The sequence below is a fragment of the Kribbella sp. NPDC051620 genome, from assembly GCF_044453825.1.
Taxonomy (GTDB): Bacteria; Actinomycetota; Actinomycetes; order Propionibacteriales; family Kribbellaceae; genus Kribbella.
This window is the reverse complement of sequence record NZ_JBITDB010000004.1, coordinates 278474-292346: the sequence shown is the minus strand read 5'-3', so window position 1 is coordinate 292346 and position 13873 is coordinate 278474. Positions and strand designations below refer to the sequence as shown.

Annotated in this window: 13 protein-coding genes; 5 read left to right on the top strand and 8 right to left on the bottom strand. The window is 67.0% G+C overall.

Annotated elements, in window-relative coordinates:
- Positions 1-10: 10 nt before the first annotated feature.
- Both ACIA12_RS20400 and ACIA12_RS20395 read left to right on the top strand, forming a co-directional pair.
- Complete coding sequence (locus ACIA12_RS20400; RefSeq protein WP_396368586.1) at positions 11-1444, top strand: pre-peptidase C-terminal domain-containing protein; 1434 nt, start codon at positions 11-13, stop codon at positions 1442-1444.
- A gap of 226 nt (positions 1445-1670) precedes the next feature.
- Positions 1671-2645 (top strand): hypothetical protein, encoded by a 975-nt coding sequence (locus ACIA12_RS20395; RefSeq protein WP_396368585.1) that lies wholly within the window; start codon positions 1671-1673, stop codon positions 2643-2645.
- A gap of 200 nt (positions 2646-2845) precedes the next feature.
- On the opposite strand, the gene ACIA12_RS20390 is transcribed toward ACIA12_RS20395, so the two are convergent.
- The 3 genes from ACIA12_RS20390 to ACIA12_RS20380 are packed head-to-tail and all read right to left on the bottom strand — an operon-like array spanning position 2846 to position 4373.
- Positions 2846-3226, bottom strand: a complete 381-nt coding sequence (locus tag ACIA12_RS20390) for an HAD family hydrolase (protein ID WP_396368584.1) — start codon at positions 3224-3226, stop codon at positions 2846-2848.
- Positions 3226-3858, bottom strand: coding sequence for a transcriptional regulator (locus ACIA12_RS20385; RefSeq protein WP_396368583.1), 633 nt, complete (start codon positions 3856-3858; stop codon positions 3226-3228). The genes ACIA12_RS20390 and ACIA12_RS20385 overlap by 1 nt, the downstream gene beginning before the upstream one ends.
- A complete protein-coding gene (locus ACIA12_RS20380; RefSeq protein ID WP_396368582.1) occupies positions 3855-4373 on the bottom strand; it encodes a hypothetical protein in 519 nt (172 codons plus the stop codon). Before ACIA12_RS20380 ends, ACIA12_RS20385 begins: the two co-directional genes overlap by 4 nt.
- Before the next feature lie 137 nt (positions 4374-4510).
- Here ACIA12_RS20380 and ACIA12_RS20375 point away from each other — a divergent pair, with 137 nt between their 5' ends.
- Entirely contained in the window at positions 4511-5857 is a 1347-nt protein-coding gene (locus tag ACIA12_RS20375; RefSeq protein WP_396368580.1) for a PEP/pyruvate-binding domain-containing protein, read from the top strand.
- On the opposite strand, the gene ACIA12_RS20370 is transcribed toward ACIA12_RS20375, so the two are convergent.
- The 5 genes from ACIA12_RS20370 to ACIA12_RS20350 all read right to left on the bottom strand — a co-directional run bounded on the left by ACIA12_RS20370 (position 5829) and on the right by ACIA12_RS20350 (position 9791).
- The gene (locus ACIA12_RS20370) at positions 5829-6923 is read right to left on the bottom strand and encodes a hypothetical protein (protein ID WP_396368579.1); all 1095 of its coding nucleotides are present in this window, start codon (positions 6921-6923) and stop codon (positions 5829-5831) included. The two genes, ACIA12_RS20375 and ACIA12_RS20370, sit on opposite strands and share 29 nt — an antisense overlap.
- Complete coding sequence (locus tag ACIA12_RS20365) at positions 6920-7072, bottom strand: hypothetical protein (RefSeq protein WP_396368578.1); 153 nt, start codon at positions 7070-7072, stop codon at positions 6920-6922. Before ACIA12_RS20365 ends, ACIA12_RS20370 begins: the two co-directional genes overlap by 4 nt.
- Positions 7073-7161: 89 nt before the next feature.
- Positions 7162-8025: a DUF72 domain-containing protein gene (locus ACIA12_RS20360; protein ID WP_396368577.1), complete on the bottom strand. Its 864-nt coding sequence runs from the start codon at positions 8023-8025 to the stop codon at positions 7162-7164.
- Between the two features lie 94 nt (positions 8026-8119).
- Positions 8120-9199 carry an inositol-3-phosphate synthase gene (locus ACIA12_RS20355; protein WP_343968103.1) on the bottom strand — a complete coding sequence of 360 codons (1080 nt, stop codon included), beginning with the start codon at positions 9197-9199 and terminating at the stop codon, positions 8120-8122.
- Between the two features lie 10 nt (positions 9200-9209).
- Positions 9210-9791, bottom strand: coding sequence for a PadR family transcriptional regulator (locus ACIA12_RS20350; RefSeq protein ID WP_363827094.1), 582 nt, complete (start codon positions 9789-9791; stop codon positions 9210-9212).
- A 222-nt stretch (positions 9792-10013) separates the two neighbouring features.
- Here ACIA12_RS20350 and ACIA12_RS20345 point away from each other — a divergent pair, with 222 nt between their 5' ends.
- Both ACIA12_RS20345 and ACIA12_RS20340 read left to right on the top strand, forming a co-directional pair.
- Positions 10014-11510 (top strand): short-chain fatty acid transporter, encoded by a 1497-nt coding sequence (locus tag ACIA12_RS20345; RefSeq protein WP_396368576.1) that lies wholly within the window; start codon positions 10014-10016, stop codon positions 11508-11510.
- Between the two features lie 112 nt (positions 11511-11622).
- Entirely contained in the window at positions 11623-13857 is a 2235-nt protein-coding gene (locus tag ACIA12_RS20340; protein ID WP_396368575.1) for a transglycosylase domain-containing protein, read from the top strand.
- Positions 13858-13873 lie beyond the last annotated feature (16 nt).

Here is a 13873-nt window from a genome sequence, read left to right as displayed (position 1 = left end):
AGGATCCAACGTGCAGAACAGATTCCGCCGTACCGGTGCTCTGGTAGGTGCCGGTGCCGTCGTCTTCGGAGCACTGGCCCTTGTTGCCGGTAATCAAGCCGACGCCCAACAACTACCGCTCGATCAGCTCATCTCCCAGCCGACGCCCGGCCTGACCGCGCTCGGCAAAATCCAGACCCGCTTGGCAGAAGTTGCCCAGCGCAACGGTCTTTCCGAGCAGCGGCTCCGTGACACTCTCGCCACGGACAAGACCGCGTGGCTCGATTCCACCGGCCGGCTGCTCTTCCGTGAGCCCGTGCTGACTCCAGCCCAGAAGGCTCCCGAGGCATCGCCGCGCTGGGCGACCGAAGCCTTCGCCGCAGCCGAAGGACCGGCCTTCGAGCTGCACAGCAAGCCTGGCTCGAACCGGGTGCTCTACCTCGACTTCGACGGCCACAGCATCACCGGTACGGCGTGGAACGCGGACAAGGGGATCGACCCGGTCAACGTCTCGGCGTACGACACCGACGGGAACCCGGCGGTGTTCGGTACCGCCGAGCAGGACGTAGTACACGAGGTGTGGGCGCGGGTCGCGGAGGACTACGCCGCCTTCGATGTCGACGTCACGACACAGCAGCCGGCGCAGGACGCGATCAACCGGACGAGCGCTTCCGATCTGCAGTACGGCACGCGCGTACTGATCGATCCGGACACCTGGTACCAGTCGGGCTGCGGTTGTGGCGGTGTCGCGTACATCGGCGTGTACGACAACTCGAGTCAGCACGACTACTACCAGCCCGCGTTGGTGTTCACGAAGGGCGTCGGTACCGGCGCGAAGAACATCGCCGAAGCCGCCTCCCACGAAGCCGGCCACAACGTCGGCCTCGGCCACGACGGCACCGCCTCCGTCGGGTACTACGAGGGCCACGGCTCCTGGGCGCCGATCATGGGCGTCGGCTACTACCGGGGCATCAGCCAGTGGAGCAAGGGCGAGTACGCCGGCGCCAACAACACCGAGGACGACTACTCGGTCATCGGCACCCACGGCCTCGCGTTGCGCACCGACGAAGCAGGCGACACCACCGGCGCCGCCGCGACCCTCGCCGTAGGCGCGACTGCCAACGGCTTCATCGCGGCCGAGACCGACACCGACGTCTACCGGGTGGACGTCACCACGGCCGGCAACTACACCGCGACCGCCAGCGCGGCCGCGATCGGCGGCAACCTGGACATCAAGCTCGACCTGCTCAACTCCGCCGGCACCGTCGTTACTTCAGCGGACCCGGCCTCCGGCCAGTCCAACGCCGGCACCCCGACGGGCCTGAGCGCGACCGTCACCAGCAACCTCCAGCCCGGCACCTACTATCTCCGCGTCGACAACGTCGGCTACGGAGACCCCCTCAACACCGGCTACTCCACCTACGGCAGCCGCGGCGCCTACGCCCTGGCCATCAACCCTTCGTGATTCGCCCTGCGGTTGGTCATCCCCTGGTGGGCTGACCAGCCGCAGGCCCTTTGCCGGGCAAAGTCAGGACCTTTGCGGACCGTTTGGCTGTTCCGCTCACCGCTGTGGACTACTACGTTGACGGAGAGTCAGCGGCCTAGACCGCTAGGTGTAGAGGGATTCTGTCGGGTTCGACTCCTGGCCGCACCGCAATTCCGCCCCGTTCGGAGCGGAAGCAAGGGGAATCATGTCCAACTCGAAGAACCGCCTGATGGCGGCCGGATCCGCGTTCACGCTGGTCGTCACCGCTGTCGGTATCTCGGTGCTCGGCGGTGGAGCAGCGAATGCCGACGTGGCCGGTGCGTCGGCCGCGCCGGTGACTTATCCGCTGGTGGCCAACTCGGTAGCCAGCAGCCAAATCGTGAACGGCAGCATCGCGCACGGCGACTACGGGCTCGGAACCATCGCGCAGGACAATCTGGCGCCTGCGCTGGTGACGCTGCTGCGCACGCCGAACCCGAACACCGTGAACGCGGCCACCGTCCAGGACGGCACTCTCACCGAGGCCGATCTGAACGCTGCGGTCAAGGCCAAGCTCAACGCCACCGGACCGGCGTACCTGAAGCACTGGGGCACGGTGCACCGCAACGTGATCGGAGCGGCCGACGCCCAGCTGGCGACGACCTCCACGCAGGCGCCGCTCGGTGATGGTGCCCTCAACCTGCACACGGCGTCCGCGACCGACAAGGTCGCCTTCGGCAACGAGGCCGACTTCGCCGGCCAGAACGTGACGGATCTCGGCACGGTCGGCTTCTCGGTCTACACCACCGGCGAGAACAACGCCCTGGGCAACAACATGCCGAGCATCATCTTCGAGATCGACCCGAACGTGGCCGCGGTCGCCTCGAACTACTCATCGCTGGTGTACGTCCCGTCGAACGGAGCCGCCAACCAGTGGACGGCCTTCAACGCCAGCACGGATACGGTGAAGCACTGGGGTCTCACCGGCAGCCTGTTCAACGCGACCCCCTGCTCGATCAACGGCGCCCGGTGCACCTGGACCGAGATGCTCGACTACCTGAACGATGGTGATGACGGCGCCAAGCTGCTCACCGCGACGATCAGCAAAGGCCGCGACTACGCCTTCTCCGGCGCTGTCGACGCACTGAAGTTCGGCGGCAAGACGTACGACTTCGAGGCCGCCGGAGTCACCGCCGGCTAGCCGCCGGCACCTTGTGGGTTGGTCATTCTCCAGTTGACCGACCCACAGGCTCGCGCCGGGTGTCGACGCCGTGCCGGGCGAGCAGGGCAACCAGAGCGTCGTGCCCTTGAGACAGCTCCCACTGCTCAGCGGCGAACCCGGCGCCGCTTGCTCCTTCGACGTTTGCGGCGTTGTCGTCGATGAACAGAATGCTCGTCGGATCAGCGCCGATCCGCCGCGCGGCCTCGGCGAAGAAGGCCGAGGCGGTACTTCTCCTGGTTCGTGCCCAGGTGCACCCCGTAACCCTTCCGCCGAAGGGCTTCCACGATCGCGAACGACTCGTCGCTCGGAACGATCCGGTGCCACACGTCTCGGTAGACGACCTCGACAGCAGTCTTCACTCCGTACTCCGCGAGCGTCGCGGCCAGCCACGGCAGGTAGTCCCCGCGCCCGGCGAGCATCGGCAACTCGTCCTTCCAGGTCCGATGCAGAAACTCCCGTGCCCTCTCGCCGAGGCACGGCTCCATCGCGGCGTACCACCCACCGGGCATGTCCTGCAGAACCCCGTCAGCGTCGAAGAGCACATGCCGAATCCGGCTCATCAGTGCGTGCCCCGAGTCAGGCCGAGCGTCGCAATCAGGTCCTCATGCAACTCGAACCACACGGTGTGACAGGAGTCAGCCCCCGTCCGATCGACCCAGCTGCCGTCCCCCTCGCGCACCCGCCGCAGCGCCGCGGCAAACCTGGCGTCATACCCACCGAGCCGCTCCAGTACTGCGCTCACCCGATGCGAAATCCCCCGAAGCGACTGCCCCAGACTCTCCAACTCCTCAACAACCCGGCGATCCCAGTCCGCATCGGTGTGATCGTTGAACGCGAGTGCATCGTCCTCCGTCGGCCTCAACTGCCACTGGGTGCAGGCCTCCTGCAATCGCCCGTTGAGCGGCAGAAACTCCGCGTAAGCCTGCTGAATCGCCAGTCGACCACCCACCTGGTCGAGTTCGGCGGCAAGCTGTCGCGCATTCTCTGCCCGCCCAGCCTCGGTGAGCGACCACCCACCGGATCCGGCGAACTCACTCCACGCGACCCAGCCGAACGCCTGCGAATCAAGCAAGAACTCCGCCGCCAGGTCCACCTCGAGTCCAAACCGTGCGGCGATCGCCACGTCGTCCGCGAACCCCTTCAACCGAACCGCGTGCAACACCAACAACTCCGTCGCGGAAAGGCTGGTCATTGCGCAAGCCCGTCGGCCGATCTACTGCTGCGGGAGGTGAGACGGTCGAGGCGCTGCTGGCAGGCCTGGGGCGAATTCAGTCCGAGCGCCTCGGCCATCTGAGCCCAAGTCAACCCAAGCCCCCGCGCCGCGAACAACAACCCGGTCTCCAGCTGATCAACCTCCGCCCGAGCCGCCGGCAACAACCGAAGCGCAGCCACCACCGCCTCCATCACCTCCTGACCACCACCACCCGACTCACCCAACGCCCCAGAACCCGACGTCGCCGAACCCGACAGTGCAGAACTCGACCGCTCCGAACTCGACGGCGCCGAACTCGAGCGCCACAGGAAGAACTGGATCAGATCAATGGCAGAAGGCGGCATCGCGCCGAACTGCCACGGCCGCCGCTCCAACTGGTCGGCACCGACCGCCAGCAAGTGCTCCCGGGCCTCCCGCTCTCGCTGGGCTTGCCGCTGATCACTCGCCGACTCATCCACACCCTCATTGCGCTGCACCCCGAAACAGTCCATCATCAACAAAACGTTGTCAACAATCTGTTGAAGCCAGCCACGCGGCACACCACCCCACGCGGGGACAGCGGGTCGCTGGCTACCCACCGACTCGCACAACCATCCGATCGCTGGTCGACTCTCCAGGAGGGGAACGCGCGTTGATCATCCCGCTCATCGAAGCCACCTCCGAAAACGCCGGCCCCAAGGCAGCCGCCCTCGCCCACCTGATCCGCGCCGGCTTCCCAGTCCCCCCAGCCTTCGTAATCCCCACCGCCGCCGCCCCCTCCGCCACCACCCACCCCAACCCGTCCAACACCGCTGAGCGCCCGGAGCCGTTCGACGCCGCTGGGTGCGCCGGTCCGTCCGGCGGGGCGGGGCTCGGGCTGTCTGATGTGAGTCGACTTGGGCTGTTCGGCGGTGGGGAGGGGCAGCGGGGGGTGGTGGTGCCGGGGTGGTTGGTGGGGGAGGTGGCGGGGGCGTTGGAGGTGTTGGGGGGTGGGGCGGTTGCTGTGCGGTCGTCGGGTTCGGGTGAGGACGGTGTGGTGGGGTCAGCGGCGGGGCAGTACGACAGTTATCTGGCGGTCGAAGGGGTGGATGCGGTCGTCGACAAGGTTCAGTTGGTTTGGGGCTCGTTGTGGAGTCGGCGCGCGGTCGCCTACAGGCTGCGTCAGCCCGAACGGACTCCAGAGATCGCGGTGATCGTCCAGCGGCTTGTTGATGCTGAGGTGGCCGGCGTTCTGTTCACTGCTGATCCTCGGACGCCGGGTGGCGCGGCTGTGGTCGAGGCGTCGTGGGGGTTGGGGGAGAGCGTGGTTCAGGGGTTGGTGACGCCGGACAGCTATGTGGTGCAGGCCGATGGGGAGATCGATCGGCGGTGTGGCAGCAAGGCAATCAGGCGGGATCGGGGGTCGGGTGGTGATGGTGGCGGCGTGGTCTCCAGTGAGGTGCCGGTGGAGCAGCGGGAGGCGTTGTGTCTAGGGGATGAGCAGGTGAGGCGGATCGTGCGGTTGGGGCAGGAGGTTGCCGAGCTGATGGGTGGCCCGCAGGACATCGAGTTCGCGCTGGAGAACGATCGGGTCTGGCTTCTCCAGGCTCGGCCGATCACGGCACCTCTCGACGCCACGGAGCAGCCGCTCAATGCCACGGAGCAGCCGCGACCGACGGACGACGAGCCCGTACTCCGCGGAGTCGCCGGCAGCCCGGGAACCGCGACCGGGCCGGCCCGGTTGGTCCGCGGGGTTGAGGATTTCGGGCAGGTCGAGGCAGGGGACATCCTGGTCTGCCCATTCACCGATCCTGCCTGGACGCCGCTGTTCGGGGTGGTTGCGGGAGTGGTGACCGAGATCGGTGGGCGGCTGTCGCATGCGGCGATCGTTGCGCGGGAGCATCGGATCCCCGCTGTGCTTGGGGTTTCGGGCGTGATGAGCGCGCTGGAGGACGGGCAGATGGTCACGGTCGTGGGGAACACCGGCGTGGTCAACGTTCCAGACCTCTCGCGCTCGTAGAGGCGCCGGCCGAGGTTGTGGGTTTAGTCGTGGCGGCTGGCGGGGTTGGTGTGCAGGCGGTGGGCGGGCTGACTCCGGCGAAGGCGTGCAGGGCGGCTTGGCGGGAGTCGGCCGGAGAGAGTCGATGGGTTGGTGTTGAGATCCCAGCAGGCACAGGCGAATCGCTGACAGGTGCGGTGGGCGCGGACAAGGTCTGCGGGATGAGCCGGTTTGGCGCGGTGGACGGAGACAGGTGGATCCGGGTCGGTCGGGGAATTGGGGTGTAGTGGCGTTCGGCGGTGGACAGTTCCTGGTGGAGGAAGGTGAGGGTCCTGGTGGTGGCGGCCTGGGAGCGGGAGGCGGCGAAGCCTCGAGGCAAGGGTTCATAGAGTTCCAGGGCTTTGAAGGACGAGCGCAAGGCCTGTTCCAGGTGGAGGCGGACGGCCGGGGCCTCATCGGGCGGGACCAGGTGCGGCAGTTGGGTGGAGTGGTAGATGCGGGTGATTGCCTGGTGCCATTGGCCCTCGGCGGTCTGGCGGTTGAGGAGGTCGAGGGTTTCGCCGTCGGGGGCGCCGGAGAGGCGGTCGAGATCGGCGGCGAACAGGCGGACTGCGGGGACGAAGGCGGCGTACGACGGCTCGTTGCGGACGTGAAGGATGCCGGGGGCAACTTTGTCGATGTCGAGCTCACGCAGGTAGTCGTTCAGGTGGTCGTGCGCCCAGGCCTCGGCGACGCCTTCCTCCAACGCACGGCCGCCGGGGAGCTTGAAGGCCGCACGCGCCGCCTCCTGGGTGGCACCGGCCGGGCCGAGGAAGTGCGACTGCTCGTGCAGCAGCGTCACCAACGCCTCGCGACAGCGAAGGAGCTCGGCTTCTGAACGCGGCTCGCCAGCGCGGTCGTACAGATCTCGCAAGGGGTCGAGGATGTACTCGCGGTCGAGATGCAGCGTGCCGTCCCAGTGCGCCAGGCCGAGGATTCCTTCACCGGCTTCCACGATCTCACCGTTCCAGGCGGTCTGGTCGGCGCCGCTGATGCGCAGCGCCGCCCACGCGTGCTGCTCCAGCAGGTCCTCGAGGGAGGCGATCACGGCGCGAGCGCCAGGGCCACGCGGATCAGGGAGTCCACGGATCGTCGCAAGTTGACCTGCTCCCGCGGGTTCTCGCAGGTCTCCGCGCGCCGGCGCAGTTCGGCGATCAGCAGCTGGGTACGGATGTAGCGATCTTCAGTGGATTCCATGGTGTCCTCCCGGGGAGATTGGTCTCACCGGGGAACATATGGACTTTCGCTCCGGGCTCAGCCGCGGATTTTCCAGCTGTGGACAACCCTCAGAACAGGGTCGGCGGCTCCGCCGGCACCGCCACCGGCGGCGGCAGGAGAGGTACCAGGTCAGGTACCAGAGCACGGACGTCGTCGTAGAACCGCCGGGCCAGCGCAAGCGCCTCGACGTTGTCGGGGGTGTGCAGGAAGATGGTCGGCGATCGGCCCTCGCGGAGCCAGGCGGCGGTCTGGTCGGCGAGGTACTGCCAGCCGCGGGCGGTCACCTCGACGTCGTCGCGGCCGATGTAGCGCACGATCGGGTACTGCGTGAGGGCTCGCGTCCGGCGGGGCACTCGCGGTTTGCTCATCCACGCCTCGCGTTCGCCGTAGCTCGACGCGGGTGTCTCGAAGAGGGTGATCGTGTCGAAGGGCACCCATTCGGCTCCGACGCGGCCGAGGACTTGTTCGAGTTGCTGGGTCGCTCGATCGTCGGTGAAGAAGGCCGGGTGGCGGACTTCGACGGCGTACCGGAAGGCCGATGGTGCTCGGTGCAGGAACGATGCCAGGGAGCCGAGCTCGGAGGGGCTGAAGGAAGCCGGTAGCTGGATCCAGAGTGCGTGGGCTCGCGGGCCGAGGGGCTGCATCGCGTTGAGGAAGGTGCGCAGTTCGGCGTCGGCGGCGTCGTGGAGGCGGAGGTCGTGGGTGATGACCTTCGGCAGCTTCAGGACGAAGCGGAAGTCGGGTGCGACCTGCGCGGCCCACATCTCTACGGTCGATCGGGCTGGTGTGGCATAGAAAGTGGTGTTGCCCTCGACGGCGTTGCACCAGGTGGCGTAGGCCTCGAGGCGCTCGGAGGACGGCAGCGGGTGGGGGAGGAAGCGGCCGTTCCATGGGGCATGGGTCCACATGGCACACCCCACATGCAGCCGCATACAGAGGACGCTATCGAACTACACCGGCACAAACACAGACCCCGTGGCGAGTGCCACGGGGTCTGTCAGTACTAGAAGTACTGGTGATGCCGGGTCAGCGCTCGACCTCGCCCTTGATGAACTTCTCCACCAGGTCGCGGCAGACGTCGTCGGCGTACTGCTCCGGCGGCGACTTCATGAAGTACGACGAGGCGGACAGGATCGGGCCGCCGATGCCGCGGTCCTTGGCGATCTTCACCGCGCGGATGGCGTCGATGATGATGCCGGCCGAGTTCGGCGAGTCCCAGACCTCGAGCTTGTACTCCAGCGACAGCGGGACGTCGCCGAAGTTGCGGCCCTCGAGCCGGATGAAGGCCCACTTGCGGTCGTCCAGCCAGGCCACGTAGTCCGACGGGCCGATGTGCACGTTGCGCGGGTCGATCTTGTCGACCAGCTGCGAAGTGACGGACTGGGTCTTGCTGATCTTCTTGGACTCCAGCCGGTCGCGCTCCAGCATGTTCTTGAAGTCCATGTTGCCGCCGACGTTCAGCTGGTACGTCCGGTCGACGGTGACGCCGCGGTCCTCGAACAGCTTGGCCAGCACCCGGTGGGTGATGGTGGCGCCGATCTGCGACTTGATGTCGTCGCCGACGATCGGCACGCCCGCCTCGGTGAACTTGTCGGCCCACTCCTTGGTGCCCGCGATGAAGACTGGCAGCGCGTTGACGAACGCGACCTTGGCGTCGATCGCGCACTGGGCGTAGAACTTCGCGGCCTGCTCGGAACCGACCGGCAGGTAGCAGACCAGGACGTCGACCTGGGCGTCCTTCAACGCCTTGACGACATCGACCGGCGCCGCGTCGGACTCGGTGATGGTCTCGCGGTAGTACTTGCCGAGACCGTCGAGGGTGTGACCACGCTGCACCGTGACGCCGGACGGCGGTACGTCGCAGATCTTGATCGTGTTGTTCTCGCTGGCGCCGATCGCGTCGGCGAGGTCGAGTCCGACCTTCTTGCCGTCCACGTCGAACGCGGCGACGAACTCGACGTCGCGGACGTGGTAGTCGCCGAACTGGACGTGCATCAGACCGGGGACGCGCTCGTCGGGCTTCGCGTCGCGGTAGTAGTGCACGCCCTGGACGAGCGAGCTGGCGCAGTTGCCGACACCGACGATCGCTACGCGGATCGAAGTCATCTGGAACTCCTTAGTTGGGGGGTGGAACAGGCGGTTGGTGCTCTTCAGGGGGCCGCTGCCGGCTGCGTTCGCCGTCGATCAGCTCGTTCAGCCAGCGGACCTCGCGCTCGGCCGACTCCAGGCCGTGCCGTTGCAGCTCGAGGGTGTACGCGTCGACCCGCTCCGCGGTCCGGCTCATCGCGGCCCGGAAGTTGGCCAGCCGTTCCTCCATCCGGGCCCGTCGGCCCTCGAGGATGCGCAACCGGGTGGCCGGATCGGTCCGGCCGAAGAACGAGAACCGGACGCCGAACGTGTCGTCCTCCCACGCCGACGGTCCGGCGTCGTGCATCGCTTGCGCGAAGTGGTCCTTGCCGTCGGCCGTGATCGTGTAGACGATCTTCTGCCTCCGGCCGGCGTCCGGCGTACCGGCGTCGGCGGAGATCAGTCCGTTGCGGAGCATCGCCTTCAGGCACGGGTAGAGCGACCCGAACGACAGCACGCGTCCCCAGCCGAACTGGGCGTTGACGCGCTTGCGGAGCTCGTATCCGTGCATCGGCGCTTCGTGCAACAGGCCGAGTACGGCGAGTTCCAGGACCCCGCTGCGGTTTCCCATGACCCACCTCCCTCGACCATTTTGTCATGGTTTGTCATGACCTGATGTATCGAGTTGATACATCGCTCCGCCACTGTAAACACGACGGTCGGCTGTGGACAACTCCTGACAAAGACGGACTTTGTTAGCTATCCCACGACCCACTGCGGCAAAACCTGTTACGTCAGGCGCTGATCTGCGTTAATCACTTGACACAGAGTCGTGGGCCAGGAGCGGAGGGTCATGGCGGACAGCCATGGGAAGCACGCGAAGCACGGCACCGAGGGCGAGGGCCCGTTGGCCCGGACCGCGCTGCGCTTCACCGCCTTCACCGAGAAGTGGTTGCCGGACGCGTTCGGATTCGTGCTGGTCGGCACCTTCGTGGTGCTCGTCTTCGGGCTGATCACCGGCGAGCCGCTGCTGAAGCGCCCCGACGACCCGGCCGCGACCAAGGGCTACGGCCTGGTCGACGCCTGGGGTCTCGGGTTCTGGAGCCTGATCACCTTCACGCTGCAGATGGCGATGATCATCATCGGCGGGTACGCCGTGGCCACCAGCGGCCCGGTCGCCCGGCTGATCACCCGGCTGGCCCGGATCCCCAAGTCACCCCGTACGGCGGTGGCCTTCGTCGCCGCGGTCGCGATGCTGGCGTCCTATCTCAACTGGGCCTTCAGCCTGATCTTCGCCGCCATCCTGGCCCGTGAGGTCGCCCGCAACGTGCCGAAGGCCGACTACCGGGCACTGGGCGCGATGGCGTTCCTCGGGCTGGGCACGGTCTGGGCGCAGGGCCTGTCCGGCTCGGCCGCCCTGCAGGTCGCCAGCGCGAGCAGTAGCCCTGCCCCGGTACAGGAAGTGATCCGGGCCGGTGGGCACGCCAGTGGGCTGATCCCGCTCAGCGACACGATCTTCACCTGGCAGGCGATCGTGGCGACGCTGATCGTGTACGCCGTGGGCGTGACGATGGCGTGGTTCGTCGCACCCGGGGAGGGGAACGCCAAGACGGCCGAGGACATCGGCATCGAGCTGCGACCGCTGATCGGCCGCGGTTCGCCCTACAACGGGCAGCGGGTGGACGGTGCGGAGGACGAGCAGCGCCGGCCGGGTGACTGGCTGGAGCACTCGCCGCTGTTCAGCCTCCTGGTCGTGCTGCTCGGTGCGCTGTACCTGGTGCGGTACTTCGACGGCAAGAGCTTCTTCAACGCGCTCGACCTGAACACCGTCAACCTGATCCTCTTCCTGCTCGCCATGCTGCTGCACTGGCGTCCGTGGCGGATGGCGCGGGCAGTGCGTGACGGTGCGCCGGCGGCGGCCGGAGTACTGCTGCAGTTCCCGTTGTACGGCGGCATCTTCGGCATGATCGCGTACACCGGCATCTCGGCTCGACTGGCCGGGTGGTTGGTACAGGCAAGCAACCAGTTCTTCTTCCCGCCGCTGGTGGCCATCTACTCCTGCGTGCTGGGGGTGTTCGTGCCCAGTGGTGGCAGCAAGTGGGTGATCGAGGCGCCGTACGTGCTCGACGCGGCCAACCAGCTGCATGTCGACGCGGGGTGGATGGTCGTCGTGTACGACCTCGGAGAGGCCAGTGCCAACCTGCTGCAACCGTTCTGGATGCTGCCGACGCTGGCCATCCTCGGGCTCAAGGCCCGCGACATCATGGGCTACACCTTCACCATGTTCCTGGCCTGCTTCCCGGCCGCGCTGATCGCTGTGACGCTGCTCGCACCGCACGTGACCGGCTGAGTCGGCAGTGACCGGTACCGGCGGCTACGATCCAAGGCGGAATAGGGACCGTTACCACATCCGCCGTACTCTGTGACGCAATGACTTCAGCGAGATCGTCGAGGATTGCACTGTGAGTGAAGGTCGTAGGAAGGCTCCTACCCGCGCACGCGCCAAGAAACACTGGGCACTGAGGGTAGCGGGCTGGTTGCTCGGACTGTTCTTCCTCGGTGTGATCGGCGTCGTCGCGGCCTTCTTCATCGGGTACCAGACCACCGACATCCCGGACCCCAACAAGGAGTTCGCGGCGAACACGACGACGGTCTACTGGTCCGACGGAAAGACCGTTCTCGGCACCTTCTACGACCAGAACCGGCGCTCGGTACCGCTGGAGCAGATACCCAAGTACGTCCAGGACGCGATGATCGCCGCCGAGGACCGGACCTTCTGGACCAACCCGGGCGTCTCGCCGTCCGGGATGGCGCGGGCGGCCTTCAACATCGCCCGCGGTCAGCAACTGCAGGGTGGCTCGACGATCACCCAGCAGTACGTGAAGATCATGTACCTGACCCAGGAGCGGACCTTCTCGCGGAAGTTCTCCGAGCTCTTCATCGCCACCAAGCTGAGCCGCTCGCAGGACAAGAAGCAGATCCTCGAGGGCTACCTGAACACCATCTACTTCGGTGAAGGCGCGTACGGGGTTGCGGCCGCGGGTGAGGCGTACTTCAGCGTCCCCGATCCGAACAAGCTGAGCGTTCAGCAGGCGGCCTTCCTGGCGACCGTGCTGAACAACCCGACCCGGTTCGACCCGGACAACCCGGCGGCGCACCAGCGGATTCTCGAACGCTACCGGTATGTCCTCGACGGGATGCGGCTGACCGGAACGATCACGGAGGCGCAGGCGGCCCAGTACAGCGCGAAGCTTCCGAAGATCAACAAGCCGAAGAAGACGGGTGGCAAGTACAAGGGCCCGAACGGCTTCCTGCTCGACATGGCCAAGAAGGAACTCGGGACGCTCGTCCCGCAGGACCAGATCAGCGGCGGCGGTCTGAAGGTCGTCACCACCTTCGACCGGGCCAGGCAGGGTGAGATGACCCGGGCAGCCCAGTCGGAACTGCCGGAGAAACGGGACAATCTGCATGTCGGTCTCGCCGCGGTCGCGCCGGGCACCGGCCGGCTGGTCGCGATGTACGGCGGGCCCGACTATCTGAAGAGCCAACTGAACTGGGCCACCGCGAAGGGCCGGCCCGGCTCGTCCTTCAAGCCGTTCGCCGTCGCGGCGGCGCTGCTGGACCAGCGGAGCATCTGGGACACCTTCCAGGGCGACAGCCCGATCGAGATCAACGGTCAGGAACTCAACAACGAGTTCGACGACGACTACGGCGACGTGAACCTGTACCAGGCGACCGAGCAGTCCATCAACACCGCGTTCTACGACCTGATCGACAAGCAGATGGAAGACGGTCCGGCGAAGCTGGTCAACGCCGCCGAGGCTGCCGGGATCCCGAAGACCTCGGCCCTCGAGCGTGGCCGGAACAACTCCTCGACCGTCCTCGGTCCGGACCCGTACGCGGCGCCCGTCGACATGGCCAACGCCTATGCGACCTTCGCGGCCGGCGGCAAGTACGTGCCGCTGCACACGCTGAAGTCGGTGATCGGTCCGAACATCAAGCCCTGGACCGATCAGAAGAACGTCATCGAGAAGAAGGGCAGGCAGGCCTTTCCGGCAGAGGTCGCCAACATGGTCAACTACGTTCTGCAGAACGTGGTCGAGGGCAAGAAGGGCACCGGCGAGCGGGCCCAGGAGCTCGACCGGCCGGCGGCGGGCAAGACCGGCACCGCCGGTGGTGTGGCCCTCGAGCACCGGAAGGCCAACGCCGCGTGCAACGGCTGCAAGGAGGGCAAGGACACTCTGACCTCGTGGTGGGTGGGCTACACGCCGCAGCTGTCCACCGCGGTGCTGTACCGGGCCGGCAAGACCGGTGAGGGCGACCTCGACCCGTACAGCGACGACGAGGCGTTCTTCGGTGGCAACTGGCCGGTACGGACCTGGCTGGCGTTCATGGAGCCGGCGCTGAAGGGCTTGCCGGACGAGCCGTTCCCCGAGCCGGACCAGGACGCGCTGGAGGACAGCCCGGCGCCGCCGCCTCCCAGCTCGCCGCCGCCGTCCTCGCCGCCGCCGAGTTCTCCTCCGCCGAGCAGCCCGCCGCCGAGTTCACCGCCGCCGAGCAGCCCGCCGCCGAGCTCTCCGACGCCGCCGACCCCGACGAAGACCAAGACCCCGAAACCGCCGGGCTGGCCGTCGATCCCGACCAAACCGACCAAGCCGTCGAACACCCCGGTTACCCCGGGCGGCGGAGGTCAATAAGCTCCAGAGAACGGCA